Genomic DNA, 26,116 nt, shown 5'->3' with positions numbered 1-26,116 from the left:
AGGTGGGCTTTGCACGGCGTGTGGCAGACCGGGTGGTTTTCATGGAGGAGGGGATGATCAATTCCGCTGGCGCTTAAGCTGCATGGATCAGCTCTCAGGGGGAATGATTGAGTCTAGAGTGGGTTCGGCAGCCAGTTTCAATCGGTCAGCTTTACTAATGTATTTAGACTTACTTGGCGGTGCCAGTTTGGCACTGGCCTTTTTGGCGTGAGCCTTTAATAACTGCTTTATTTTTTTACGACGATTCATGTTTTCTACTCGGCGTGTAAGTTCTTGAATGATGGCAGAGGTTTGCGCACGAAGCCTAGGTAGTGAGATAGGGCTTCACGGCGTCTTCGAGCATGTCCACCAGCTCAGGATCCATGTAGCGAAAGTCGTCAGGAATATCCAGAGAGTGAATCCGCTTGTGTTCAAGCAGACGGGCGTACTCGGCCTGCAGGCGATTCAGGTGTTTGCGTTCCATGACAAAGATGACATCGGCCCAGCGAATATCCGCTGGGCTGATGGGCCTGCGTGCGTTCGGGCTTGTGCCCGCCGAGCGGACATTGAAGCCGGGGCGGCGGTGCCAGATCGCTTCCGCCGTGGGACTACGCCATTGGTTACGACTGCAGACGAACAGGAGGTTTGTCACTCTTGATCCAACAGTTGGCGGGTGGTGTGGATGGGATAGCTCATGCCGAGTTGGCGTGCCCTGACAAGCTTGTCGGCACGGGTGTACATCAGCTTCCAGTTCTTTTCCGGCTTGAATTTCAGCGGACGAACCGCTTTGTCATTGCCGCGTTTACGGGCCTGTGTGCGTCTCCAGGCGCGGGTTCTTTCCATGGTCATTTCCTCGTGAGTACCGGGTTCAGCAGCCGCGGTAATACGAGTTGGGAGTATGGTAAGCGTGAATCGGGGGCAGTGGCTAGGTTGTTGAGTTCCCGATGGCGCCATTATCTACCTGATACAAAGCCAGTTATCCCTGGCAACGCAGCCGGCCCGATGCGCTCGGCTATCGATCCAGCAGAGGTGCCAGCAGTGCACACATGCTGCGCCAATGCGAACCCTCCCAGTAAACTCGTTGGCAGGCGTCGCAGCGCAGGAAGTGCGAATAGAGGGTGCCGACGCGTGGCGGCACCTGCGACCGGGCCAGTTCCGGGCTGATTTCGTGCAGCGGCAGGTTGCAATGAAGGCACAGGCTGAATGGCCGCGCGCTACGCGCCAGGTCGAGGCGCTCGTACAACTCGCGCAGCTGCAGCGACGGTTTCAGGGCATGCACATAACAGCCGTGGCTGATGATCCGCCGCTTGAGCAGTTCGCGGTCGCGGGTTAGCACGATGCGTCCTTGGTGCGCAGCGATCTCGGCGATCTCGCTATCCTCGAAGCCGTTGTCGTAGAGGGTGTCGAAGCCGCTCATGCGCAGCAGATTGGCCAGCCCGCCAAGGTGCGCATCAGCGACGAAGCGCAGCAGCCGTAATGGTTGCGCACGAATCTTGAGCAGCGGGCTGATGTCCAGCGCTTCGAACTTGGGATACACCGCCAGCCGGTCACCGTCGAAGATCACCCGCTCGAAGCCCACCGACTCGCCGTTGAGCAGCACCAGCTCGACCTCGGTGTGCGGTATCCCGAGCGCCTCGATCATGTGCTTGACCGTCGCCCCTCGTGCGCACTCGCAGGTGAAGGACTGCCGCCGCCGTTCGGCCGGCAGGAAATCGTTGAGCTCCTCGTAGAAGCGGAAGGTTGCACGGGTCATGTTGAACAGTATGGCAGGGCTGCAGGATGAGCGAGTCTGGTCCGGACATCTTCTCCGGCAGGCCCCAAACTACGATCGTTAGTTGCACTACATGATCGACTGCTATCGGCCCAGGCTGTGTGAAAACGCATGCACCGTTTTGTAGTCTGCGTTGCTACGTAAAATATGTCGGCGTTTTGTTAATCAGCTGACCTGAGTGAAGCAGAGCCACCTACTGGTACGTACTTGGACGCAAGCGTATTGTTCGATGCGCTTGGCTTCCCTTGGAAATCTTTAAAAAAGGACGACTTACATGGATGTTGAACTGGCACATCAGATTGAGGCCGCAGAAAGCGAGTATTTGCGTTCGCGTGTTCAGAACTTGGCAGAGGTAAGCGGAAATCCTTATGGCGCACGTGTTTTTTCCAACGGAGACTTTCCCTGTTTTCAGGTGAACGCATCACCTAGCCCAATGTTCAACCGCATCTACGGCGACAGCGCCCGTGATCCCCAGGCAGTGTTGAAGTTGCTCAAAGATTCAGCGGAACATTCGGCCGTAACTCCCCTTATCGGGAAACCTTCCGCGTTGGGGCAGTACTCACTTGTGGGCGAAGCGCAGCTCGAGCGTTTGAGGGGCTGGACTCACTTGCAATTCGCGTGTGCCATCGAGAAGGTGGTCTTGAGTCGCCACTCATTCGAAATCGAGGAAGTCACGTCAAAAACTCTTGCTCAGTTTGCAGATGTGCATGCGGGCGGTTTTCATACCAAACCAGAGTACCGATTGCTGAATCAAGCATCCTTCGCAGAGCAGACGTCGAGCGGACGTCTGAAAATCTGCGTCCTGAAAGCTGATGGGAAAGTCGTGGCAGGAGCCTCAATGTATTTGGCCAGTAATGGCATTGCCTACCTTGGAACGGCTGCCACCCGAAAGGATGCCCGGGGCCTTGGCTACCATGGAGCACTGATATCTCATCGAATTGAGCAAGCGAAGAAGCATGGCTGCCACTTGATCGCCGCGACCGCGCTGGCCAGCTCCCAAAGTCGCCGAAATCTGCAACGTGCCGGGTTGACGACATCTCATGCCCAAGCACTGTACCGCCTCGCAGACAACTAAGATAAACGGCTGAACACGATCGTCCGTATTTGGCCGATATCTGTCTGTCGCGACCGACCGAAATCGACCCAAAACGGTCAGCTAAATCCAATATGGTTATCTTCTTCAGACCGCTTCCAGTACCGGATAGCGACTGTTAGGAGTAAACGGAGTTGATTTTTCTTGTCGTGCAGGATGGGTTGTCGATTGAAGTCAGGATGATACGAACAGCCATAATCACACCTACTAGAACAGCAGCAAGACCTGACGCTTCTAAAGGTGTTGGCAGCCGGCTATGAAACAACAAGCCGAGTAATGTAGCGAATAGCGATTCAAGGGAGATCAGTTGTCCAGAAAGCACCATCGGAAGGCGACGGGATGCTGCGTTCCAAGCCCAGGCACCGACGAGTGACGACATCGCCGCAATAACGAGGCCCCAGACGTACAGATGTCCTGCCAGGGAAACACTGAAACCAAGGGTTGGCAGCTTGAGAAGGTCGAGCGCCTGCACAACCGGTAATACGCACACTGTGCCCATTCCGGCGCCCGCCATCATGAGACCTGTCCAGATACCCGTCGCATTGGCCGGGAGTTTCCCTAGGGCACTCTGATTCAGCAAGCTGAATACGAGCCACAAGACAACGGCGCTGATTGAAAAAAACAACCCCATCAGCCACGACCCGTTGCCTACTATAGGTTGATTGATACTGCTGATGCTCGACAGCAAAAGCCCACCTGTCAAAAACGTCAGCGGTATCGTCAGTCTGCGCCATGGAAGCGTTTTTTTCGTGGCGTTGCTTAGCAGCGCCAGCAAGACCGGCACCATGCCAATAAACGCTGGAGTCAGCACTGGCCCGCCAAAAATGACACCTGCGGCAATACAGGTGCTGTATCCGAGGTATCCGATAACTCCCAGACTTGCGGCGAGAAGCTGCTGATTGCGACGCAGAAACCGTAACTGTGCGCGACAGAGCACCACGACACCCACACCCAGCGCACCAGCGATCAGAAACCGGGTAACCATCAAGTCATAGATGCTGTAGGCGCCGGTGACGTAGGGCGCCACGAAATTCAGAGCCCAGCTCAGGGTCGCGACCACGGCAAGGGTCACTCCGGCGATGATGTTTGAGTGAGCAATGGTCATCAGGCATATCCGCGAGGTATTCAGCTCATGTTGCACAGCGCCAGGGGTATGCTACAAACGAGTTCTCGGTCTTGGATGCATAACGTCTGATTATGAATACGCTTGGGAAGTCATTGCCGCCGCTCGCCAGTTTGCTGCCCTTTGAAGCGGCTGCTCGACTGGAAAGCTTTTCAAAGGCTGCTGATGAATTGCACATCACGCAAGCGGCGATTAGCCGCCAGATTCGTGGGCTTGAAGATAATCTTGGATTGAAGCTTTTTTGCCGCCGCAACCGAGCAGTCTTCCTGACGCAGGAGGGGCGTGAGCTAGGGCGCGTGGTGAGCACCGCATTGCAAAGTATCAGCGACAGAGCCGTCACCCTTCGTGAATCACCTCGCAGAAACCGTGTCGTTTTACTGTGTCAGTTGTGCGAAGCGTTCTATTGGTTGATGCCGCGCCTTTCGACGTTCCACCAGAAACACCCGGAAATCGAGATCCAGGTCGCGACATCCACCAGACCGTTGACTGAATTCAATGACCATTTTGACGTGGCCTTACAAAGCACCGGACGCGCCAGCGGCTTGCATGTTCTGGCGTTTACCGCCGCTGATGAAGTGTTTCCAGTGTGCAGTCCTCATTACCTGACTGCCCGACAGTCACTCGGGATTAACGATCTTCACCTCCACACGCTTTTACACCATCGCGCCACGCCACCGCACTTGATGGAATGGGATAGCTGGCTGCAGGCATTTGGGCAGACATTGGAGGGTTGTCCTAAGGGCTCTTTGTTTGATAGTTACCCCTTGATGCTTCAGGCCGCCGTTGAAGGGCATGGAATTGCAATGGGGTGGCGCCGAACCGCCGGGAGGCTTATTGAAAATGGTGCGCTGGTGAGACCTTGCGCAGAAAGTGTCCCTTTACCTGATGCGATATCAGTTTTCAGACGGCAGGGTGGGGAAGACCGGATTGAGGTGCGCGCGCTGATTGAGTGGCTTGCAGAGGAATTACGTAGTGAGAGCTGACAGATCGATTCCCCTGTTTATGACGTTGAGTAACGCTTCTGACCGATTTCTGCCTGTCACAACTGGCCGGAATCCCCCCCAGGCGGACGTTCAGGGAAAACGAATCCGTCCCCCTTTACCCCAGCGTCAAACCAAGGTTTTCGGCGAGAGCAGACCCCATGAGTGTTCCGAATGGAATTGCGCGCAAAGGTGCAGTACCTTGTATTTGTAGCACTCTCGTGTCGCAGTCCTGTCCTGGTTGAGAGGTGGCCTTCATGAACAACATCATCTACATCGTCGGGGTCGTTGTGATCGTCGTGGTTATCCTGTCGTTCCTCGGGTTTGCATAGCTTCTAAGACCCACTGAACGATTGCCCGGCACCGAAAGCAGTCAAGCTTTGACCCAGCGTTGACGGCTCCAGCTGCTCAATGTATCGACGGCCAATACCAGTAACAGCATGGCCAGAATAACCGTGCTGGCTTGAGCTTCCTGGAACAGGCTGAGGCTGACGTAGAGCATTTGCCCCAAACCACCGGCGCCGACGAAGCCGAGCACACTGGCCATGCGGATATTGTTTTCCCAGCGGTACAGGACGTAGGCCAGTAGCTGTGGCAACAGGTTGGGCAGTGTGCCGTAACAGAAAGCCCATACGGCGTTGCCGCCTTGCAGGCGGATGGCTTCGGCGGGTTCCGGTGGGGTGTTTTCCAGCGCTTCGGCGAACAGCCGGCCGAGTACGCCGGTGGTGTGCAGGGCCAATGCCAGGGTACCGGCATTGGGGCCGAGACCGGCGGCAAGGACCATCAGCGCGGCCCACACCAGTTCCGGAACCGCGCGCAAGGCGTTGAGCACCAGGCGCGACGCGCTCTGCAATGGCCAGCCGAAGCGCCCGGCCGCAGGCAATGCCAATAGCAGACCGAATACCGCCGCGAGCAGGGTGCCCAGGGCAGACATGGCAATGGTTTCCAGAGCACCGTGGCCGATGGCTTGCAGATGGCCTGGGCTCAGGTCCGGGCTGAGAAAACGCTGCGCATAAGCGCCCATCTGCTTCAGGTTGCCGGTGCCGCCCAGCTCACTGAGGTCGATGCCCAGGTAGATGAACGAAGCGACGACCGCTGCGCCGATGCAGAGCAGCAGTGCCAGGTTGATCAGGCGATTCATGCCAGCCTCCAGCGCAACAGGCGGCTGAGTTGATCGGCGAGCAGCACCAGCACGAGGAACGTCAGTAACAAACTGGCCACTTCACCACCGGCGAACATGCGCAACGATAGATCCATTTGCTGGCCCAGACCGCCGGCACCGACAAAGCCCATCACCACCGAGGCGCGGATGGCGCATTCCCAGCGGTACACCGTGTACGAGAGCAGTTCCGCAGCGACATTGGGCAGGATCCCGTAGAAAAAGGCTGCGAGCCGACCGCTGCCCGATTGCAGTAGTGCGTGGGCCGGGCGCTGGTCGACCGACTCGAAAATTTCCGCATAGACCTTGCCCAACATGCCGCTGTAGGTAATGGCAATCGCCAGCACCCCGGCCGTCGGGCCGAGGCCGACAGCGCGCACGAACAGCAGGGCCCAGACGATTTCCGGCACGCTGCGCAGGAAAATCAGTAAACCGCGTATGGGCCAACGCAGCAGTTGACCCCAATAACTCGGGTGGCCGGCACGGGAAGCAGCAGACAGCGACAGAGCACGACTGGCCAACAGGCTGGCGGGGACTGCCAATAGCAACGCCAGGGCCATGCCCGCCGTGGCGATGGCCAGGGTCTGCAGGGTGGCTTGCAGCAACAGCTCAATGAAATCTTCGCCATGGGCCGGTGGCCAGAAGGCGGACACAAACCGGCCCATCTCGCTCTGAGTGTCACTCGCCACCAGCACGCTGAGGTCCAACTCGCTGAAGTGGATGCCCGGCCACAGCAAGGCAAGGGCCAGCAAGGTGAGCAGCAGGCGGGGGCGGGTGGCGGGATCTCGGGTATCACGGGTCAGCATCGGGGAATCTGCACACTCAAGGGCGCCGGAGCAATCGGTGGGGATAGCAGTTGTTCGTTGGCGTAGAGCTTGTCGAGCAACTCTCGGTCGACTTCGCTGGCCTGAAGGTCGAACAGGATCTGTCCATCACGCAAGCCGATGATGCGCGAAAAGTGCGCCAGGGCCAGCTCCACCGCATGCAGGCTGGCGACCAGGGTGACGTTGTGCTGCCGGGCATGGCGACAGAGCACCGAAAGCGTGTGCTGAGCCAACACGGGATCCATGGCCGATACCGGCTCATCGGCCAGCAACACCTCGGGCGCTTGGTACAACACGCGGGCAATGCCCACGCGCTGCAACTGTCCACCGGACAATTGCTGGCATTGCGCGAACAACTTGTCACTCAGGTCCAGCCTGGCCAATGCCGCGCGTGCGCCCGGAATATCCAGTGGATGCACCAGGTTCAACAGGCTCTTGCCCAAACCCCACTGACCCAGCTTTCCGGCCAGAACCGCGGTGACCACGCGCTGGCGCGGTGGCAGGGGAGGCGACTGATGGATCAGGCCGATGCGCGCGCGCAGACGCTGACGCTGACGGGCAGAAAGCTGCCAGGCTCGCTCGCCGAGCACCTGCAGCTCGCCGTTGCCCGGACGCAGGGCGGTGGCCAGCAAGTTGAGCAGGCTCGACTTGCCCGCGCCGGACGGGCCGATGATGGCGACTTGTTCGCTGGCACCGATATGCAGGTCCACGCCACGCAGCGCCTGGACGCCGTTGGCGTGGGTAAGGCTGACCTGGGTCAGACGCAATGTCATTTGAGCAGTTCGGCGGCGAGTGCTGCTTCCTCGATGCCCTTGTAGTTTTCAGGCTTGGTTTCGATGAATCGGCTGGCGGCCTGCAGATCCAGAATCTCCTTGTCCGCAGGCTTCGCCGGATCGAGAGCCAGGAAGGCAGCCTTAATCTTGGCCGCCAGCGCTGGGTCGAGGGTCCCGCGCACTGTCCAGTTGTAGTCGAAGTAGGCCGGGGTGGTCGCAAACACTTTGACTTTGGTGGTGTCGACCTTGCCGGCAGCGACCAGTTTTTCCCACACGCTGGCGTTCAGTACGCCGGCGTCTACCTTACCGGCCTGGACCCAGGCGACGGTGGCGTCATGGGCGCCGGAGTAGCCGACGCGACTGAAGTAGGTTTCCGGCTTGATGCCGTCCTTGAGCATAAAGTAGCGAGGCATAAGACTGCCCGACGTGGAGGACACCGAGCCGAATGCAAAGGTCTTGCCCTTGAGATCGGCGAGGGACTTGACGGCAGGGTCGGCGGTGATGAATTTGCTGGTGAATTGAGCGTCCTGTTCACGCTGTACCAGCGGAATGGCATTGCCGGTTTTCAGGCGTGCCTGCACGAACGTGAAGCCGCCCAGCCAGGCCAGGTCGATGCGGTCGGTGGCCAGCGCTTCGACCACGGCTGGATAGTCACTCACCGGCACAAACTCGACTTTCATGCCCAACTGTTGTTCCAGATAGGCGCCAAGCGGCTTGAACTTGCGCAGCAGTTCGGTAGGGGCTTCATCGGGAATCGCGCTGACTTTCAGGGTATCGGCGGCCTGGGCCAACAAGGTGCAAATTGACAGGGTCAAGCCGACGGCCAATGCCAGGGTACGCTTGAGCATGGAAAATCTCCGGTGTATTAACGAAAGAATGTCGAGGCGCCAAGCACAAACTGATTGGTGCATGGCGCTTTGAGAGGGTAGACGAAATGGAGCGATATTGACCAATGCCGGTCAGTTAAGCGCAATCCATGTGGGAGCGGGCTTGCTCGCGAAGACGGCGGCACAGTCAACATTGATGTCGTCTGATACACCGCTTTCGCGAGCAAGCCCGCTCCCACAGGTTCGCGCTTTAACTGACTGGCAGTGGCGATATTGACCGCTTTTGGCTCAATTGCAATCGCGAAGGGTGACAATCAACCCGAAGCTCCATAGTGTCAGTGCCACATCTTCGTTGCTAGAACGAGGGGGTGTATTTCACGCTGAACATGACGTTTCGCGGCTCACCAAAGTTGTTGTTGCCATTCAGTTGGTTGTATCCCGCCATGTAGTAGGACTTGTCAAACAGGTTATTGGCGTTGAGTGCCAGACCGATCTCGGGGGTGAGTTGGTACCCGAGGCGGGCGTTCCACACGGTGTAACCTGGCACCTGGTAAGTGCGTTCATAACCCAGGGTGTGACTTTGGGTGGTGAAGCCCAGACCGGTGCTGACCCGGTTCCAGTCGCCACTGAACTGGTAGTCGCTCCAGACCCGCAGCATGTGTTTTGGCGTCCATTGGCTGAAGACTTTGCCTTCGTCGACCGGATCTTCAAGGTATTTAGTGGTGTTGTAGGTGTACCCGGCGAACAATTGCAAACCGCTGAGCACTTCACCGCTGATTTCTGCCTCGATCCCCTGGCTGCGAACTTTCCCCGCGGCCGTCGAGCAATACCAACCGTCGCAGGCGAAACCCGAGGCGACGTCGGTGACCGCACGGTTTTCCTGGTCGTAGCGGAACATAGCCAGGGAGGTATTGACCCGGCCATCCATCAGCTCGCCCTTGAGGCCGACTTCGTAGTTGGTGCCGATCACCGGTTTGAGCACCGAGCCGCTCGCGGTGCGTGCGGTCTGTGGTTCGAATACGTCGGTGTAGCTGGCATAGACCGCCCATTCGCGGCTCAGGTCGTAGACGATGCCGGCGTAGGGCGTGACTTCCCCGGTTTCGTGCATGGTGCTTGGAGCATTGGCGATAGAGAGATTGGTAAAAGCCGCCTGGTTCGCAGACGTGTAGCTGTAGTCATACCAGCTGACCCGAGAGCCGAGCACTAGGGTCAACGGCTCGAATGGCTTGATTCGCCAGCTGCCGTACAGGCCTTTTTGACGGATGTCGTACTTGCTGGTGGTCGAACGGCCGCCAACGGTATTGAGCAAACCTTCGTAGCTGATTTCGGGGCGGTCGTGGTCGATCTCGAAAATGCTGTCGCTGGTGTTATTGAAGGTTCGCGCGTAACGGTCATCCGTGGTCATCTTGGCGTAATTGCCGCCCAGCGTGATTTCTTGCTGCATGGACAAGGCTTCAAAGTGCCCGGTCAGGTTCATGTCCAGACCGATCTTGGTGGAGTCGAAGTCCGTGACCCAATCGGCGTATTGCATGCCACTGCCGTCGGCGTTGAGGCCGGCCCCGGAGGTTTGCACCCGCTGGTGGGTGGATTTGTTCTCTTCACTCATGCGCACTGCGCCGACCTTGAAGGCCCAGTCATCGTTGAAACGATGCTCCAGATCGGCATAGACGGTGGTGACGTCGATGTCCGAATGGTTCCAGCGAGCGCCGGAGTAGGTTGAACGTGACACGTCGACAGGGTCGCCGTTAGCGTAGCGCGGCAGACCACGCAGCATCGGGCGCGATTCGGCGTCGGAGCGGCTGACGGCCAGGCCCAGGGTGGTGTCGTCGCGCAGATCAATGTCCAGAGCGCCATACAGGGAGTGGGTCTTGCTCCATTCATAGTCGATGAATGAACCGCTCTGGTCCTCGTCGGCAACGAAGCGCCCACGCACGGTGCCGGTCTGGTTCAGCGGCCCGCCCGCGTCCAGTTGCAGGCCGTAGTGATCCCAGGAGCCGGCCTTGCCGGTGAGGGTCACGGTCGGTGCGTTCTGGCCGCGTTTGCGCACCAGGTTGATCGCACCACCAGGGCTGCCTGTGCCCTGAAGCAATCCGGATGCGCCGCGCAGCACTTCCATGCGATCGAAGAAAATCAGGTCCTGCGTGGCCCAGTTGCCCAACGTGTAGGTGTTGCGTGGGATGGGTACGCCGTCGTACTGCCAGTCATCGATCTGGAAACCGCGCGAAGTCAGGATCATGCCTTTACCCACGCCCTGAACGCCCACCAGCCCGGTGGTCTGGTTGGCTGCGTCTTTGAGGTCGGTCAGGCCCTGGTCATCCATTTGTTTGCGGGTCATCACCGTGACCGACTGCGGAATTTCCTTGAGCGTGTGCGTACCCTTGCCGATAGTCACCGACCGCGCGGCATAGGAGCCCGAGCCTTCGGTGGTGGCATCGGCGCTGTGCTCGACGATACTGGTCACATCCAGTTGCAGCGTTGCGTTGCTGTCGGTGACCGGCTCGACGCTGAAGTTGCCTTGCTCGGTCACCCGCAACTGCAGGTCGCTGCCCGTCAGTGCCATGTGCATCGCCTGTTCAGCAAGCATCTGGCCGATCACCGCCGGCGCCTGTTTGCCCTGCACCAGCGAAGGCTCCAGTGAAATGATTTGCCCGCTTTGGCTGGCGATGGCATTCAGTGTGCTGGCCAGTGGGCCGGCCGGCAGATTGAAGGTCAGGCTTTGCGTCTGGGCCAGAGTGGGGCTGGTCAGGGTTGCCAGGGCAACGGCGACGGAAAGGGTGTGGGACCACGGGTTGAGCACAGCATTCTCCTGATCGTATGGAAGTGTCAGGAGATAGGTGGGATGAGAAATGAAAACCGGACACGAATGAGAGTGATTTTCAAAAAAAATTATCTGGCACGAATCAGCGTCACCCAGGGGCTGTAGCGATCCACGCGTATTGGCAGGGTTTCGGCCAGGGCGGTGAAGGCCCGATCGGGGTCGTTGAGCGGGAAAACACCTTGGACGCGCAAGTTGCGAACCTCGGGTGCGACCCTTACAAAGCCTCGACTGTAAGGACGTAGAGCGTTGACGACCTGATGCAGTGGATCGTCCAGCACGTTCAGCCGCCCGCTGAGCCAGTCGGAGCGATGGCGCTGGTCGCCGGTAACGGGGATTATCTGCCGGTCATACAACAAGGCTGACTGACCTTCTTGCAGATTCAGCGTTGTGCCGTCGAACAGCCGAGCTTCGACCGAATGTTGCAGCACCACCACTCGACTGGCGTCCTGCTCCTTGGCAACCAGGAAACGCGTGCCCAGTGCACGTATTTCACCCTGTGCAGTACGCACGCGCAGCGGACGTTGGGGATCGGCGGCCACCTGAATCACCAGTTCGCCGTGGCGCAGAATCACCAGCCTTTGCTTGTCATCGAAGTACAGGTCCACCGTACTGTCGGCGTTCAGGCTCAGGCGACTGCCGTCAACCAGCTTGAAGTCCTGACGCTGGCCGCGCCCGGTGTGCAGATCGGCCAGTATCGAGTCGCCCAGTGGGCTGCGAGCACCCAGCCACAAACCGCCACCGAGCAAACCCAAGCCGGCGATCACCCGGAGTGCGTCGCGTCGCGAACCATGGGGCTGCAGCAACAGTTGGCGGGCTTCGCCGGCTTGACCGGGCACCCGTCGATCCAGGTCGCGAACCGTTTGGAAGGAACCCGCGAGACGCTCCTGCAATGTTGCCCAGGCCTGAGCGTGCGCAGGATCCATCGCCAGCCACGCGTTGAAACGCTCTTGCAGGGTGGCATCGGGCGTACCGGCGCGCAGCCTCACCATCCAGTCAATGGCCTGCTCGCTGACAGGATCCAGGCGCAGCTTGCTCATGGCGATAATTCGCTCAGGTAGCACTGCCGCAACGCCTGTTTCATGTAGCGGCTGACCGTGCGTTCCGACAGCCCCAGCTTGTGCGAAATAGCCACATAACTCAGACCATCCAGTTGGCTATAGAGAAAGGTAGCCTTGACCACAACAGGCAAACCGTCGAGCGCCCGGTCGATCGCGACTAACGCCTGGATCAACTGCAACTGTTCTTCGGGGGAGGGCGCTAGCGCTTCGGGAAGCGTGGACAGGCGTTCCAGGTAAGCTGACTCCAACTTGCGCCGGCGATGACGATCGTAAATCAGCCGTCGAGCGATCGTTGAAAGGTACGCACGGGGTTGTTCGATGCTGTCGGGATCAACGCGGGCCACCAGCATCTGGTAGAACGTATCGCCGACGGTGTCCTCGGCATCCGCGTGATTGCGTAGACGCTGCTGAATATGGTGCAGCAGCCAACGATGGTGGTCGCTGAAAAAGAAGCCCAGCTTGCTGGTCGGGAGAGAGTGCACCGGTCGGTTTTCCAGATGTTAGTGTGAATCGTTCTCAATGCTACCTGTGGAATGATGGCCACTGCAATCTCTCAAATGCACCATCAATGTCTAACTGACCGTGGTCGGTGAGCGAAGCGATTTGAACCCTTTGCTAGAGGAACCCCAGAGACCAAGAGCACCGACGGGTAACAGTAACGTCCATTGAGGTAACTTGATAAGCATTGAAAAATCGGAGTACAGCAACGCCACTGCGATAAATACCAAGCCAAAACAAAGCCACATACAGGAAAGCAGTTTTGTCATGTAATGGGAGGATGTATCAATTGTGCGGGCTGAGATAAAGAAGGCTACGGCAGACAGCGTTAATGTCACAGAGACTAGATGCCAGCACGCATAGAGAAGAAGGCTCACCTCTTGCGGTAGCGTAGATTGAAGCAAGGGTCCTTCAATTTCCGGCGTACCGACGAAGATATGTATTACTGCAGTGAATGCGGCAAGAAGAGAAGTAGAAAGAAGTAGGCGATTCATGTGGATGTGCAGCCTCAAACGTTTGATTAAGAGGCCGCGGAGCGCGGTCCCGAGAAGTACTTGGAGGCAGGCGCGTGCGCCAGGCTGAACAGTATGGCAGGGCTACAGGATGAGCGAGTCCTGTCCGGAGATTTTCTCCGGTATGCCAAATTTATGTGATTTTGGTATCAGTGCTATGTGATTGGCACGGTTTATCGATTAATGGTTGAAAGGTAATTTGCTTCTCTGCGATATCAAATCGAGAGCAAGCCATGACTCAGTGCTTCATCCGCCAATGTGTGCCCGCTGCTGTGAAAGCTGGCACTCTTTGTTTCGCTTTGTGCGCCGCTACGGTCGTCAATGGCACTGATCGCCCGCCTCTGGTCATAAGGGATCAGGGAAGTCTGATTGCCGGCGGTGGGCTGATCACTCAGCCGGGTGTCTTTGATCCCTACAAACCGATGATGCCCGATGGCCAGACCTATCACGGCGATCACGTGTATGCGTTCTATCAGGTTCCGGTCGATCCTCGTCCGCTCCCGATTCTCATGCTGCATGGCGCGGGGCAATCCGCGAAGTCCTGGGAGACAACGGCCGACGGCCGCGAAGGGTTCCAGAACATTTTCCTGCGTCGCGGATTCTCTACGTACTTGATTGATCAGCCGCGCCGTGGCGACGCGGGACGCAGCCTCGTTGAAACGACGATCAAGCCTGTGCCGGATGAGCAACTGTGGTTCAACCAATTCCGCATTGGCCTGTGGCCGGAGACCTTCGAGGGCAGTCAGTTTCCACGTGGTCATACGGCGCAGGAGCAGTTCTTCCGCTCGATAACGCCCAACACCGGGCCTTACGACATTGAAGTCGTATCCAACGGCGTTTCCGCTCTGCTGGAAAAGACGGGGCCGGCCATTTTGTTCACCCATTCCCAGGGCGGCGGCCCCGGTTGGCTGACGGCGATCAAGAGCCGCAATGTGCGAGCCATCGTGGCGTTCGAACCGGGCAGCAGTTTCGTGTTTCCAGAGGGGGAGGTGCCCGCGCCGATTCCCAGTGCATTCGACACGCTCTCGGGCCAAGCCGTATCGCAGGAACAGTTCAAAGCGCTGACCCGCATCCCCATCGTTATTTTCTACGGCGACAACATCCCCGGCCAACCAGTTCGGTTACCTGCCCAGGACAGTTGGCGCGCGCGGCTTGAGATGGCACGCCTGTGGCGCGATACCGTGAACCGTCACGGTGGTGATGTCAGGCTCGTTCACTTGCCGGAGATCGGGATCAAGGGCAATAGCCATTTCCCTTTTTCGGACATGAACAACGTCGAGATCGCGGATCTGGTTTCGAAGTTTCTCGCTGAAAAAAATCTGGATTGAGTCAGTGCGCGGCAATATCAGCCACGCCACTCACATGCTTGAATTGTCAGGAGTATTCATAGGATGCGAACCACGTTGAAGGCCACTTTCATGGCCGCCATGATAGGAATGTCGGGCGCCGAAGCCGAGGCTGCGGACTACCAGCAGAACCCATTCACATTGACCTACGGTGGCGCGCTGACGAAGAACGAGCCGGGCAAGGTCAACATCCACCCGGTGAGCTACAAACTCAACGGCCTGGACATTTCCGCCAACGTTTACACCCCGGCAAACTATGACGCCGCGAAGAAATACCCGGCCGTCGTCGTGGCACACCCCAATGGGGGGGTGAAGGAGCAGGTCGCGGGTCTGTATGCCCAGCGTTTGGCGGATCAGGGCTACATCACGATCACGGCGGATGCGGCGTATCAAGGGGCCAGTGGCGGTGAGCCGCGCAACGTCGACAAGCCGGCTCACCGCATTGAGGACATCCATGGCATGGCGGACTTCATCGCTCGCTATCCAGGCGCCGACAACACACGTCTGGGTTTGCTCGGCATCTGCGGCGGTGGCGGTTATTCACTGGCGGCGGCACAAACCGACAAACGCTTCCAGTCGATTGCGACGTTGAGCATGTTCAACTCAGGTCTGGTTCGCCGCAACGGCTATCAGGATTCGCAAGTGGCCACGATCCAGGACCGCTTGCAGCAGGCATCGGCTGCCCGTGCCCAGGAAGCGGCAGGTGGGGAAATTCGCTACATTGGAGATGCCAGGCTTACGGATGAACAGATCGCCAAACTGCCGTTTGATCTGTATCGACAGGGTTTTGAGTATTACGGCAAGACCCACGCCCACCCCAACTCGACATTCCGCTACACCCAGAGCAGCCTGCTGGACCTGATGAGCTTCGATGCCACGGATCAGATCGAACTGATCGACAAGCCGTTGCTGATGATTGCGGGCAGCAAGGCCGACAGCCTGTACATGTCGCAGCAAGCCTTTGCCAAGGCCACCGGTACCCAGGACAAAAAACTGTTCACCATCGATGGCGCGACCCATATCGACACCTATTGGGTGCCTGCTTATGTGGACATCGCCATGGATCAGTTGACCGCGTTCTACGCCAGAACGCTCTGACTTGAAGGAATCCGTCATCATGAAAAACACCCTGATAGGCATCGCGGTGTGCGCCGCTGCTCCTTTTGCCGGCGCCGCGGGTGCAGAAAATGCCAGTGAGTCCCGGACCGCGCAGCAGATCAGCCGGGCGGGCAGCCAGGCTTCGGTGGCGGGGCCGGCGGATTATTTCACCGGGCGGGTACGCGTCGATCCTTTGTTTCCCGCCACTGACAAGATCAATGCCTCCGGCGCTTACGTCAGCTTCGAACCGGGTGCGCGCTCGGCCTGGCATACCCATCCCGCAGGACAGCGATTAGTGGTGGTTTCCGGTGTGGGCCTGACGCAGGAGTGGGGCAAGCCTGTACAGGAAATCCGCCCGGGAGACGTGATCGTCTGTCCGCCAGGTGTCAAGCATTGGCATGGTGCCGCTCCGGCGAGCGCCATGATCCACCTGGCCGTGACCGGCGCAGTGGATGGCAAGAGTGTGCAATGGCTGGAGAAAGTGACTGAAGAGCAATACAGCGCCCAGGGAACGGTGACGCCACCCGCCAAACCCGGCGCACCAGCGGTTTCGCAAACGCTGTCCGCCAAGCAGCAGGCCATCCCGTTGATTGCAGCCGCCATGGCCACGAGCAATATGCCCGAGCTCAATGCTGCCTTGAACCGGGGACTGGATGCGGGCCTGACCGTCAGCGAGGCGAAGGAAGTTCTGGTTCAGCTCTACGCCTACAGCGGTTTTCCACGCAGTCTCAATGCGCTCGGCGAGCTGATGAAAGTGGTGGAGGCACGCAAGCAACGCGGTATTCAGGACAATCCGGGGCGCGAGCCCGGTCGCATCGTTCCCACCGGCGACGAACTGCTGGCGGTGGGCAAGGCCAATCAGACGCGCATTGCCGGTGCTCCCGTCCAGGGTCCGTTGTTCGACTTCGTCCCTGTCATCAATCAGTACTTGCAGACGCATCTGTTCGGCGACATCTTCGAGCGTGACAACCTGGACTGGCAAAGTCGTGAGCTGGCGACAGTTGCGGCGCTGGCTGTCACCCCCGGCGTGGAGTCACAACTGCGCTCGCACATGGCTGCCAGCCTGCGGGTCGGTTTGACCGCTTCGCAGTTGCGTCAACTGATCCAGTTGCTGGCCGACCAAGGGGATGCCGCTGCGGCCAAGCGTGCCAGCGAAGCGTTCGACACCGTCCAGGCCAATCAACCCAAATAGCGCAAGGCTTCGCGCAGCAACGTGAAGGCCGGTGAACTCTGGCGCCGGCTCGGATAGTAGAGGTGGTAGCCAGAGAACGGTTCGCACCAATCTTCGAGCACGCGAATCAACCGACCTTGCGCCACCTGTTCCTGCACCAGGTCCTCCGGCATATAGGCCAATCCCAACCCTTGAAGGGCGGACTCCAGGCGCATGGCGATGTTGTTGAACACCAGTTGGCCTTCGACCCGGACTTTCAGTTCTTGCCCGTCTTTCTCGAACTCCCAGAGGTAGAGGCCGCCGTAAGTCGGCATGCGCAGGGTGATGCAGTTGTGCGCCATGAGGTCACTGGGGATGACCGGCTTCGGATATCGGGCGAAATACGCCGGGGATCCAACCACCGCCATGCGCATGTCAGAGCCGATACGCATGGCGATCATGTCCTTGGCCACTTGCTGACCCAGTCGTACACCGGCGTCGAATCCCTGCGCCACGATATCGGTAAAACCGTAGTCGACGATGATTTCGATATTGAGATCGGGATTGTCAGGCAGCAGCCTGGAGAGAACGGGTTGCAGGATCGTGATTGCGCAGTGCTCACCAGCCGTGACGCGCAATTTACCTGCTGGCTTGTCGCGAAATTCGCTGAGCAATGCCAGTTCGTTATCGATCTCTTCAAATCTCGGGGCGATGACCCTGAGCAAATGCTCACCTGCTTGCGTCGCAGATACGCTGCGAGTGGTGCGAGACAGTAACCTGACGCCCAGGCGATCCTCCAACTGACGCATCGCCCGGCTCAAGGCAGGTTGTGACATGCCGAGTTTGGCAGCGGCGCGAGTGAAGCTGCGCTCCTGTGCCACGGCCGAGAAGATCGCGAGTTGGTCATAACGCTCAGTGGTCATTGATTCGCCCCTGTTATAAACAGTTTGCGATTATGCCATCTGTGCGACTAATCGTCCGACCCCTCAGGGCACGAAGATGCGGCTTCCAGATTAGTCATCAACCACTCGCTGAAGCTTCGTGCATCGCTCTCACTGTCCCGATGGGTCAGCAAGGCCCAGTTCGGGCCGCGAATGGTTTGCTCCACCAAGGGTTGCAACAAGCCGTTGGCGCGCGCCTGCCGGCTCAGTAATTGGCTGACCAAGGCGATGCCGAGCCCTGCACAAGCGGCGTCCAGCAACAGGCCGGGGTCGGAGAAGTTCAGCCCCTGATCTTGCTGGCCTACATCTATACCTGCCTCCACCGCGATGGAAGACATCTTCACCCGCCTGCTGGGTGTGAAAAAAACCATCTGGCTGCCGGGCGATCCGGACTACGTCACCGGCGACATGACTGACGGCCATGTCGATGGCGTATGCGCCTTCGCGCGCCCTGGCGTGTTGCTGGTGGATGCCACCCACGACAAGCATTCGGTGTATGCCGAGGTTGTAAGAGAGAACCGTCGCGCGCTGGAACTGGCCACCGATGCCCAGGGCCGAAAATTCGAGCTGATCGAGTTGTATGAAGCGAGCGATGCAGTGGACACCGAAGCTGAAGTGTTCTGCGCCTCGTACACCAATTTCTACATCGCCAACGGCGCCATCATCATGCCGGCCTACGGCATCGATGCCGACAACGTGGCGGCTGAAGTACTGGGGCAGGCGTTCCCCGGACGCGAGGTAGTCCCGGTTCGAATCAATCATCTGGCCCATGGCGGCGGCGGGGTGCATTGCATCACCCAGCAACAACCCGCCTGGTCATTGGAGGATTGATGCCATGACCTTGTTAACGATTGCCACCACCCAGATGCCCTGCACCTGGGACTTGCAACACAACCTCGATCAGGCTGAGCAACTGGTGCGTGAGGCAGCGGCCAAGGGTGCCCAGGTCATCCTGTTGCAGGAGCTGTTTGCCATATTTCTGCATCGAGCAAAGCCATAAACACCTGGCGCTGGCCGAAGAATACCGAGACAGCCCGGTACTCAAGCGCTTTGCCGCTTTGGCCAAAGAGTTGGGGGTGGCGGTATCCACTGTGTGACCAGTCACCAACCGTTGACTTACCTTTAGTCGTTTTTACACAGCCTGGACCCAAGGCAATTTGTCGGAGCGCGCCACGCCGTTTGTGGGATCATCCTCGGCCAGCATCTGCATCATGATTTCTCGCTCCCTTGGGCCAGGCCCCTCCGGTATTTTGCTAATTACCATCCGCCACCTTGCGTTCTATCTCCGCTATTTTTCGACGGAGCTCTTCAGCCTCCCGCTCCTGGTTTCGCGCTTCATCTAAGCTTTCGGCGTCACTGTCGCTGTCCTCAAGTTCTCCTTCGACCACATCGACGGGTTTGCCAGACGTATCGGTAGGCGGGACGTTCGAGGTCGTTTCTGATTCGTCGTCATTAACACGGTGATCATTGTTCATTTCGCTCACCTCCATTGGCCTACATATTGGATTCAGCGGTATGGAGGGAGTTCGATGATAAAGACCCGCTTCGTCACTGCTTTCAACTAGCCTGATCGGTCGCATAATGGCGCTAGGGCTTTTTCAGCTTCTGCAGGTAGCATGACGCTTTATAAGCGCACCAAATGACAGGTTGGTTAACGTACCGAGTGGGTCGAACATTGATCGAACGACGTCAATTCAGCGGAGGCATGAAGGGGAAAAACCTCCGCTATCTGAATGAAAACCCTGGTGAGCCTGCTCGAATGACTCGGACAGGCTTTTTGCTGCTCGAGCATTTCTCGCTGCCCGCGTTCACGCAAGCGCTGGACACGATTGTCACCGCGAATCTTCTGCGCCCCGGGTTGTTCTCTTCCCGAACGTTCGGCTTGAATGAAGGGGAGGTCATCAGCGACCTGGGCCTGGTCATTCGGCCGGATGCGCGCATCGATTCTTCAGCCATTCACGACCTGGACCTGCTGGTTATTTGCGGCGGCTACAGGACAGAACTGAAGGCGACTGATGAGTTCATCAGCCTAATGCGAGCGGCGGCAGACCAAGGTGTCATTCTGGCCGGGTTGTGGAACGGTGCATGGTTCCTGGGCAGCGCAGGCTTGCTCGATGGATACCGTTGCGCCATTCACCCCGAACATCGTCCCGCACTCGCGGAAATCTCCAAGGCGACGCATGTCACCAGTGAACCTTATGTGATCGATCGAGACCGGCTCACCGCGTCCAGTCCTTCTGGCGCATTTCATATGGCGTTGGACTGGATCAAAGAACTGCACGATAAAGCCCTGGTGGAGGGTATCGAGGACATTCTTGCTTTCGAGGAGTCTCGCTACCGGCGCATCAAACCGGCTGAAAATATCTGTGTGAGCGCGCCGTTGCGAGAGGTGGTCAAGCTGATGGACGCCAACCTCGAAGAGCCGCTGGAGTTGGAGCAACTGGCGGTCTACGCGGGCCGTTCCCGGCGACAACTCGAACGCTTGTTCAAGGAGCAACTCGGGACAACGCCGCAGCGATATTACATGGAGCTGCGCATCACCGAAGCGCGTCGACTGCTTCAGCACACAGAGCTGTCACAGGTAGACGTGTTGGTTGCCTGTGGCTTTGTGTCGCCCAGTCATTTCAGCAAGTGCTATAGCTCGTACTTCGGCTACAGGCCTTCCAAGGAAAAACGACTGGTCAAATAGCCGCTTTTTGAGTCCCGGCGAAGATCTCCCAACGGCGCGAAATCTGCCGTCGGGAATGTTCCGGTGGTAGCTACTTACTGGAGCAGCGCCACCGGACAAGTTCGCAGACTCAGCCCTTGGCCGCCATCGCGGTGACTTCCACGCGCATACCTTCGACCGCCAATGAGGCCACGCCAACGGCGGCGCGAACCGGCCAGGGCTTGGCGAAGAAGCGCTTGTAGACTTCGTTGAAAGCGGCGCGGTCGGCCATGTCCGTCAGGTAGATGGTCAGATGCAGCACCCGGTCCATCGAACTGCCGGCAAGCTCCAACGCCACCTTGAGCGCTTGCAGGGTGCATTCACTCTGCTCGGCGATGCCACCCAGCTCCAGACTGCCGTCGGCGCGGGTGGGGATTTGAGTGGAGACCAACAGGCCACCGAAACCGGCGACGTCGGAGGAGATGGATTCCGGGTCTGGGTCGGGGAGAAAGGTGATGTCGTGGTTTGCCATGGGGGATCTCTTGTTTGAGGGGGGTAGGTCAGTTTACAGCACGAGACTATCTGCCAGCCTCATGGCCTGCTGAGTCGCAGCCTCACGCGCACCAAGGTCAACGTCTTCCCCCAGAATGGTTTTCTCGACAATCACCGAGTGCACATCGCTCACACCGATAAATTGCAGCCAGGCTTCCACGTAGGGCTTCTGAAAGTCGAAGCGCTCCGCTGGCGTGATCGACTGCGCCGAAAAATCCAGGCCGCGGGCGTACATCACCACGGCGGTTTTGTTGTGCAGCATGCCTTCCAGACCGCGTTCCGGGTCGAAGCTGAACAGAATGTCTTTCTGCGACACCAGGTCGATGAAGTGTTTGAGTTTGTACGGAATGCTGAAATTCCACAGCGGTACGGACATCACCAGGACGTCTGCGCGGTGCAGGAACGCGGCGAGATCTTTCAAGGTGTTCCAGGCGTCTTGCTGCGCCGGGGTCAAGGGCGTGCCATTGAGCCCGGCGTATTTGGCGTCCATTGCCAGCTCGTCGAATTCCGGCAACACCCTGTTCCAAAGATCGAGGGTGAGGATTTCGGTGTCCGGGGTGTTTTCCTGATAGCGCGCAATGAAGCTGCGGGCGACTTCAAGGGAGGCCGAGCGCTGTTTGCGCGGGGAGCATTCGATATGCAGAAGGGTGGTCATGGCGTGTCTCGAGCGGGGAAGTTGGATTATTGCAACATAGTTTTATTTGGAATATAAATCGTGAATAAATAAGTCATTAATCACGAATAGAACTATGTTTGATGTTCTGCTGTTAAAAACATTCGTCACCGTCGTCGATGAAGAGGGTTTCAGTCGCGCAGCCGAAAAGCTGCACCTGACCCAATCTGCGGTCAGCGGTCACTTGCGACGACTGGAAGAACAGGTCGGTAAACCGCTGTTGAAACGTACGACCCGTTCCCAGCAATTGACGCCCGATGGCGAGCGCCTGATCGCTTATGCGCGCACGATCCTCGCGCTGAACCGTGATGCCTGGGCGCAACTGACGCGCACGCCGTTTCACGGGCGGGTGCGGATCGGGGTGTCGGAGGATTTTGTCGAACCGCGATTACTGCGGGCTTTTCAGGATTTCTCGGCGCAGCATCCGGGCATGGAAATCGACGTGCAGGTGGGCATTCCTGGCACGTTGCTGAACCTGATGAAGCAAGGCGATCTTGAGCTGGTCATCGGTTCTCTATGCGAAACCAGCGAAGCGGGGTTGCTACTGTGGCAAGAACCGTTGGTGTGGGCCTGGTCGGCGCAACCCGTCACCCAGTTACCGACACCGTTGCCGCTGGCGCTGTTCCCTGAGCCCTGTCCTTATCGTGAGATAGCGCTGAGGCGGCTGGCTCAGGCAGGGATCGCCCAACGTACGGCGATGTCATGCACCAGCACCGCCGGGTTGCGGGCGGCGGCGCTGGCTGGTTTCGCGGTGGCGCCCATGACGGTCAGTCAATTGGGGCAGGGACTGGCGGCTCTGGGGGCGGAACAAGGGTTGCCGGATTTGCCGGATGCGCAGTTTCGGCTGTTTACCTCTGCTGAAGCGGATCGGGCGATTGTGGCAGCGCTCACTCAGCTCATTGTGGAACATTGCTCCACGCGAAGGGTTTGAGCGTCATTTCGAAGCTACGTCGACCTGTAGGAGCTGTCGAGCTTGCGAGGCTGCGATCGGCTGCGAAGCAGTCGTGAATCCGGCTGACGCGGTATGTCTGACTCACCGCGAGTTCTGGTTTTACGACTGCTGCGCAGCCGATCGCAGCCTCGCAGGCTCGACAGCTCCTACAGGCCGAACACAAGCTCCTCCCCCTAGCGGATCGGCGTGCGGCCGGGCGGTCGTGAGATAGACTGATCAGCGGGCATCGGACGGTGGGGGTGACAGGTGGCGCGCTTCAGATGGATTCGCTGATCACGGCGGCGGCCCGTGCGCTCGCGGCGGGTGATCCCCTTGGTGCGCTGAACCGCATCGCCTTGCGCGACGATGCACCTGCGCTCGCGCTTCGCGGCATCGCGATGGCGCAGTTGGGCGATCTTGTGCGCGCGAAGGCGCTGGTGCGCAGCGCCACACGAGCTTTTGGGCCGAAAGAGGCGTTGGCCCGGGCGCGGTGTGTTGTCGCCGAGGCCGAGATCGCGCTCGCCTCGCGGGACCTGAACTGGCCAACCAAGGCACTCGACGCCGCGCGGACAACGCTTCAGGCGCACGGCGATTGGGTCAACGCCGCCCATGCGCGGTACCTCGAAATCCGCCGCTTACTGTTGATCGGGCACCTCGACGAGGCCGAACACCGTCTCGCCGAACTCGATCCAACGCCGTTACCACCCGCATCGAGGGCGGCCTACGAGCTGGTCGTGGCGGGCATCGCGATGCGCCGCCTGCAAACAAAAGCGGCGCGCGCCGCACTCGAACGGGCCGAGCGTGCCGCACAACACGCCGCTATCCCCGCGTTGACGGCAGAGGTCGAAAGCGCCGCCTGCATCCTCGACACGCCGGCGGCGCGGCTGATTGTCGGTGGCCAGGAACGGCCGCTGCTGCTCGATGAAATTGAAGCGTTATTGGTATCCCCCACGCTGGTCGTCGACGCGTGCCGGTATGTCGTGCGCGATTCAGGCTCGTCGGTTTCACTCGCCCGGCGGCCGGTGCTGTTCGCGCTCGCCCGGGCGCTGGGCGAAGCGTGGCCCGCCGACGTGCCAAGGGAAACACTGATTGCGCGAGCCTTTCGCATGAAAGTCGCGGATGACTCCCATCGCGCGCGGTTGCGCGTCGAACTCGGGCGGCTGCGCGCGGCGCTGCACCTGATCGCCGATGTCGTCGCGACCCCGCGCGGGTTTGCGCTGGTGCCGCACGTTGCGCCTGACGTCGTGGTGCTGGCGCGGCCTGTCGAAGAGCAGCATGCGACACTGCTCGCCTTCCTCGCTGACGGCGAATCGTGGTCGAGTTCGGCCCTGTCGCTGGCGCTTGGCGCCAGTCAGCGCACCGTGCAACGGGCCCTCGACACGCTGGCGGCTGCCGGCAAGGTGCAGGCGTTCGGTCACGGCCGCGCCCGTCGCTGGATGACCCCGCAGGTTCCGGGATTCGCGACGGTATTGTTACTCACAGGGTTGCTGCCCAATGACTAGCATCCACTTCACCCACCCAGTGAAAGAGGAGCAAGACATGAAACATTCAACAGCCGAAATCATCCGCGAATATGGGCCTTTTCCAGGCGTCGACAGCGTGCACGGCGTCACCCATGACGGCCAGCAGGTCTGGTTTGCCTCCGGCGACAAACTCAACGCCCTGGATCCTGCAAGCGGCAAGACGCTGCGCTCGATCGATGTCGCCGCCCATGCCGGTACAGCCTTCGATGGCCAGCACCTGTTTCAGATCGCAGAGGATCGCATCCAGAAAATCGACCCGCAGACCGGCCGCGTGCTCTCCACCATCCCCGCGCCCGGCGGCGGTGGCGACTCGGGGCTTGCGTGGGCCGAAGGGACGCTCTGGGTCGGTGAATATCGCGAGCGCAAGATTCATCAGGTCGATCCCCAGACCGGGGCAGTGCTGCGCACCCTCGAATCCAACCGCTTCGTCACCGGGGTGACCTGGGTCGAGGGCGATCTGTGGCACGGCACCTGGGAAGGGGAAGAGAGCGAGTTGCGGCGAGTCGATCCGGCAACGGGCGAGGTGTTGGAAAGCGTCCAGATGCCGGCTGGCGTCGGGGTCTCGGGACTTGAGTTCGATGGCCACGACCGGTTTTTCTGTGGCGGCGGCAACAGCGGGAAGGTGAGGGCGGTGCGTCGGCCTTAATAAGCGTTGGGGGCGGGTATCTGGCCGCAATACCCGCCCAGAAAAAACGAACTTGCGAAACGGCCGCGTCTCGAATTTAAAAGACTTGAGAAGAAGGCGCCCAATGAGCAAGTCGATAGGCGCAAAAGACCTGAGTACTCACAGCAGACCGCTGCCGGTCCTGACGCCCAAGAAACATCCGCGATACGACCTGGCGCTGTTGATTGCATTTCTTCTTATCGTCGCAGCGCTGGGAATTTCCCCCCATAGCCGAGTGGATTGGGTCCTGGAAAATCTGCTGGCCCTGCTGCTGGTGATGGTCTTGGCGGGCGTCTCCCGACGGTTCCGTCTGTCTGCCGTTTCCATCAGTCTGGTATTCGTTTTTCTGTGTATCCATGAACTGGGTTCACACTACACCTACGCGCTGGTGCCCTACGACCGCTGGTGCTCAGCCTTGACCGGGGTCAGCCTCAACAAAACCTTTGGGTTTGAACGCAATCATTACGATCGTCTGGTCCATCTGACATATGGACTCTTGATGGTGTATCCGATTCGGGAAGTGCTGGTGCGAATCACGCCGTTACGGGGTTTCTGGGTCGGGTTTGTCGCGCTGAATATCGTGCTGTCGACCTCGGCTGTCTATGAAATCGTGGAATGGATAGGTGGGCAGTTCCTGGGGAAAGACACGGCGAAGGCTTTTGTCGCTGCACAAAATGACCCATGGGACTCTCAGGCCGATATGGCGCTGGCAGTGGCCGGTGCGTTCTTCACGTTATGGGTTGTCTGGTGCCGACGCTGGTTGTTTCATCGAAACGCTCAATTAAATGCCCTCGAAAAGAATTCATAAAATTTATAGAGTGTTCTAATTGAATGATGTCGATAAGCCGCTAATGTAAAGTTGATGTAACACTTGGAATAGGCTCAAAGTAGCTGTTTTGCCGACGAATAGCATTGAACTTATTTGATCCTGGATAGTATCACTGTCATTGCAGGGTGCCTGCAATTTGGCAGGTGTTTTTATCTGGAAACATGACGCATTAAGGCAAGATTGAATGGTGCTGTATATTCATACAAATTACCTTGTTGTTTAGCTTGCTACAATAATAATATATTGAATTACAAGGGTTTTATTTTGGTTGTTGGCTTAATGTTTAATGTTATTAATAATAGCGGGCTCATGATGTTTGGTGGCGATATTTTGGCGATGGTAGTGTC

At 58.6% G+C, this 26,116-nt stretch carries 26 protein-coding genes and 3 pseudogenes; 12 read left to right on the top strand and 17 right to left on the bottom strand.

The window, feature by feature from the left end:
- Positions 1–87: 87 nt before the first annotated feature.
- The 4 genes from TU81_RS29490 to TU81_RS10175 form a co-directional block, all read right to left on the bottom strand.
- Entirely contained in the window at positions 88–249 is a 162-nt protein-coding gene (locus TU81_RS29490) for a DUF2986 domain-containing protein (RefSeq protein WP_082157830.1), read from the bottom strand.
- 55 nt (positions 250–304) lie between these two features.
- Positions 305–631, bottom strand: a complete 327-nt coding sequence (locus tag TU81_RS10185; protein ID WP_048394873.1) for a low molecular weight protein tyrosine phosphatase family protein — start codon at positions 629–631, stop codon at positions 305–307.
- Complete coding sequence (locus tag TU81_RS10180; protein ID WP_080772181.1) at positions 628–822, bottom strand: hypothetical protein; 195 nt, start codon at positions 820–822, stop codon at positions 628–630. Before TU81_RS10180 ends, TU81_RS10185 begins: the two co-directional genes overlap by 4 nt.
- Positions 823–991: 169 nt before the next feature.
- Positions 992–1,732, bottom strand: coding sequence for a Mut7-C RNAse domain-containing protein (locus TU81_RS10175; protein WP_048394870.1), 741 nt, complete (start codon positions 1,730–1,732; stop codon positions 992–994).
- 292 nt (positions 1,733–2,024) lie between these two features.
- Here TU81_RS10175 and TU81_RS10170 point away from each other — a divergent pair, with 292 nt between their 5' ends.
- Complete coding sequence (locus TU81_RS10170; RefSeq protein ID WP_048394869.1) at positions 2,025–2,825, top strand: GNAT family N-acetyltransferase; 801 nt, start codon at positions 2,025–2,027, stop codon at positions 2,823–2,825.
- Positions 2,826–2,961: 136 nt separating this feature from the next.
- Here the strand turns inward: TU81_RS10170 and TU81_RS10165 are convergent, their stop codons facing one another.
- Positions 2,962–3,948, bottom strand: a complete 987-nt coding sequence (locus TU81_RS10165; protein WP_048394867.1) for a DMT family transporter — start codon at positions 3,946–3,948, stop codon at positions 2,962–2,964.
- A 92-nt stretch (positions 3,949–4,040) separates the two neighbouring features.
- Between TU81_RS10165 and TU81_RS10160 the strand changes: the two genes are divergently transcribed.
- Positions 4,041–4,949 (top strand): LysR substrate-binding domain-containing protein, encoded by a 909-nt coding sequence (locus tag TU81_RS10160; protein ID WP_048394865.1) that lies wholly within the window; start codon positions 4,041–4,043, stop codon positions 4,947–4,949.
- Between the two features lie 370 nt (positions 4,950–5,319).
- Here the strand turns inward: TU81_RS10160 and phnE are convergent, their stop codons facing one another.
- The 7 genes from phnE to TU81_RS10125 form a co-directional block, all read right to left on the bottom strand.
- The gene (phnE, locus tag TU81_RS10155) at positions 5,320–6,087 is read right to left on the bottom strand and encodes a phosphonate ABC transporter, permease protein PhnE (protein WP_038983894.1); all 768 of its coding nucleotides are present in this window, start codon (positions 6,085–6,087) and stop codon (positions 5,320–5,322) included.
- Positions 6,084–6,911, bottom strand: a complete 828-nt coding sequence (locus TU81_RS10150) for a PhnE/PtxC family ABC transporter permease (protein WP_048394863.1) — start codon at positions 6,909–6,911, stop codon at positions 6,084–6,086. The genes phnE and TU81_RS10150 overlap by 4 nt, the downstream gene beginning before the upstream one ends.
- Positions 6,905–7,702 carry a phosphonate ABC transporter ATP-binding protein gene (locus TU81_RS10145; protein ID WP_048394858.1) on the bottom strand — a complete coding sequence of 266 codons (798 nt, stop codon included), beginning with the start codon at positions 7,700–7,702 and terminating at the stop codon, positions 6,905–6,907. Before TU81_RS10145 ends, TU81_RS10150 begins: the two co-directional genes overlap by 7 nt.
- Positions 7,699–8,550 carry a putative selenate ABC transporter substrate-binding protein gene (locus TU81_RS10140; RefSeq protein ID WP_038983890.1) on the bottom strand — a complete coding sequence of 284 codons (852 nt, stop codon included), beginning with the start codon at positions 8,548–8,550 and terminating at the stop codon, positions 7,699–7,701. Before TU81_RS10140 ends, TU81_RS10145 begins: the two co-directional genes overlap by 4 nt.
- Before the next feature lie 334 nt (positions 8,551–8,884).
- A complete protein-coding gene (locus TU81_RS10135; protein ID WP_048394856.1) occupies positions 8,885–11,326 on the bottom strand; it encodes a TonB-dependent siderophore receptor in 2,442 nt (813 codons plus the stop codon).
- A gap of 89 nt (positions 11,327–11,415) precedes the next feature.
- Positions 11,416–12,384 (bottom strand): FecR domain-containing protein, encoded by a 969-nt coding sequence (locus tag TU81_RS10130; protein ID WP_048394855.1) that lies wholly within the window; start codon positions 12,382–12,384, stop codon positions 11,416–11,418.
- The gene (locus TU81_RS10125) at positions 12,381–12,887 is read right to left on the bottom strand and encodes a sigma-70 family RNA polymerase sigma factor (protein ID WP_038983885.1); all 507 of its coding nucleotides are present in this window, start codon (positions 12,885–12,887) and stop codon (positions 12,381–12,383) included. Before TU81_RS10125 ends, TU81_RS10130 begins: the two co-directional genes overlap by 4 nt.
- A gap of 761 nt (positions 12,888–13,648) precedes the next feature.
- Here TU81_RS10125 and TU81_RS10120 point away from each other — a divergent pair.
- The 3 genes from TU81_RS10120 (at position 13,649) to TU81_RS10110 (ending at position 17,051) form a co-directional block, all read left to right on the top strand.
- Entirely contained in the window at positions 13,649–14,743 is a 1,095-nt protein-coding gene (locus TU81_RS10120; RefSeq protein WP_082157829.1) for an alpha/beta hydrolase, read from the top strand.
- A 63-nt stretch (positions 14,744–14,806) separates the two neighbouring features.
- Positions 14,807–15,859: an alpha/beta hydrolase gene (locus TU81_RS10115; RefSeq protein ID WP_048394853.1), complete on the top strand. Its 1,053-nt coding sequence runs from the start codon at positions 14,807–14,809 to the stop codon at positions 15,857–15,859.
- 19 nt (positions 15,860–15,878) lie between these two features.
- Complete coding sequence (locus TU81_RS10110; protein ID WP_048394851.1) at positions 15,879–17,051, top strand: (R)-mandelonitrile lyase; 1,173 nt, start codon at positions 15,879–15,881, stop codon at positions 17,049–17,051.
- Here TU81_RS10110 and TU81_RS10105 read toward each other — a convergent pair.
- Positions 17,039–17,932: a LysR family transcriptional regulator gene (locus tag TU81_RS10105; RefSeq protein ID WP_048394849.1), complete on the bottom strand. Its 894-nt coding sequence runs from the start codon at positions 17,930–17,932 to the stop codon at positions 17,039–17,041. The genes TU81_RS10110 and TU81_RS10105 overlap by 13 nt on opposite strands.
- Positions 17,933–17,979: 47 nt before the next feature.
- A pseudogene (locus tag TU81_RS10100) lies at positions 17,980–18,285 on the bottom strand (LysR substrate-binding domain-containing protein); the annotation flags it as partial.
- Here TU81_RS10100 and TU81_RS10095 point away from each other — a divergent pair.
- Both TU81_RS10095 and TU81_RS29485 read left to right on the top strand, forming a co-directional pair.
- Positions 18,278–18,781 (top strand): annotated as a pseudogene (locus tag TU81_RS10095) (agmatine deiminase family protein); the annotation flags it as partial. The pseudogenes TU81_RS10100 and TU81_RS10095 sit on opposite strands and share 8 nt — an antisense overlap.
- Positions 18,782–18,785: 4 nt before the next feature.
- A pseudogene (locus tag TU81_RS29485) lies at positions 18,786–19,035 on the top strand (nitrilase-related carbon-nitrogen hydrolase); the annotation flags it as partial.
- 168 nt (positions 19,036–19,203) lie between these two features.
- Here TU81_RS29485 and TU81_RS10090 read toward each other — a convergent pair.
- A complete protein-coding gene (locus tag TU81_RS10090; RefSeq protein WP_048394845.1) occupies positions 19,204–19,425 on the bottom strand; it encodes a hypothetical protein in 222 nt (73 codons plus the stop codon).
- Between the two features lie 200 nt (positions 19,426–19,625).
- Between TU81_RS10090 and TU81_RS10085 the strand changes: the two genes are divergently transcribed.
- A complete protein-coding gene (locus tag TU81_RS10085) occupies positions 19,626–20,639 on the top strand; it encodes a GlxA family transcriptional regulator (RefSeq protein WP_173667526.1) in 1,014 nt (337 codons plus the stop codon).
- A 109-nt stretch (positions 20,640–20,748) separates the two neighbouring features.
- On the opposite strand, the gene TU81_RS10080 is transcribed toward TU81_RS10085, so the two are convergent.
- Together TU81_RS10080 and TU81_RS10075 are read right to left on the bottom strand one after the other, a co-directional pair.
- Complete coding sequence (locus TU81_RS10080; RefSeq protein ID WP_038983873.1) at positions 20,749–21,129, bottom strand: RidA family protein; 381 nt, start codon at positions 21,127–21,129, stop codon at positions 20,749–20,751.
- A 33-nt stretch (positions 21,130–21,162) separates the two neighbouring features.
- The gene (locus TU81_RS10075) at positions 21,163–21,804 is read right to left on the bottom strand and encodes an FMN-dependent NADH-azoreductase (RefSeq protein ID WP_048394842.1); all 642 of its coding nucleotides are present in this window, start codon (positions 21,802–21,804) and stop codon (positions 21,163–21,165) included.
- Positions 21,805–21,898: 94 nt separating this feature from the next.
- Here TU81_RS10075 and TU81_RS10070 point away from each other — a divergent pair, with 94 nt between their 5' ends.
- From TU81_RS10070 to TU81_RS10055, 4 genes are all read left to right on the top strand, one after another.
- Complete coding sequence (locus TU81_RS10070) at positions 21,899–22,753, top strand: LysR substrate-binding domain-containing protein (RefSeq protein WP_048394840.1); 855 nt, start codon at positions 21,899–21,901, stop codon at positions 22,751–22,753.
- Between the two features lie 281 nt (positions 22,754–23,034).
- On the top strand, positions 23,035–24,255 hold the full coding sequence (locus TU81_RS10065) for a hypothetical protein (RefSeq protein WP_048394839.1): 1,221 nt from the start codon (positions 23,035–23,037) through the stop codon (positions 24,253–24,255).
- A gap of 37 nt (positions 24,256–24,292) precedes the next feature.
- Positions 24,293–24,922, top strand: a complete 630-nt coding sequence (locus tag TU81_RS10060) for a Vgb family protein (RefSeq protein ID WP_038983865.1) — start codon at positions 24,293–24,295, stop codon at positions 24,920–24,922.
- Between the two features lie 103 nt (positions 24,923–25,025).
- Positions 25,026–25,748: a DUF2238 domain-containing protein gene (locus tag TU81_RS10055; protein WP_048394837.1), complete on the top strand. Its 723-nt coding sequence runs from the start codon at positions 25,026–25,028 to the stop codon at positions 25,746–25,748.
- Positions 25,749–26,116: the final 368 nt, after the last annotated feature.

Origin of the sequence: Pseudomonas lini (assembly GCF_001042905.1) — a bacterium.
Lineage (GTDB): Bacteria > Pseudomonadota > Gammaproteobacteria > Pseudomonadales > Pseudomonadaceae > Aquipseudomonas > Aquipseudomonas lini.
Note: the sequence above shows the minus strand (reverse complement) of the source record. Positions and strands in the feature narration are given on the sequence as shown.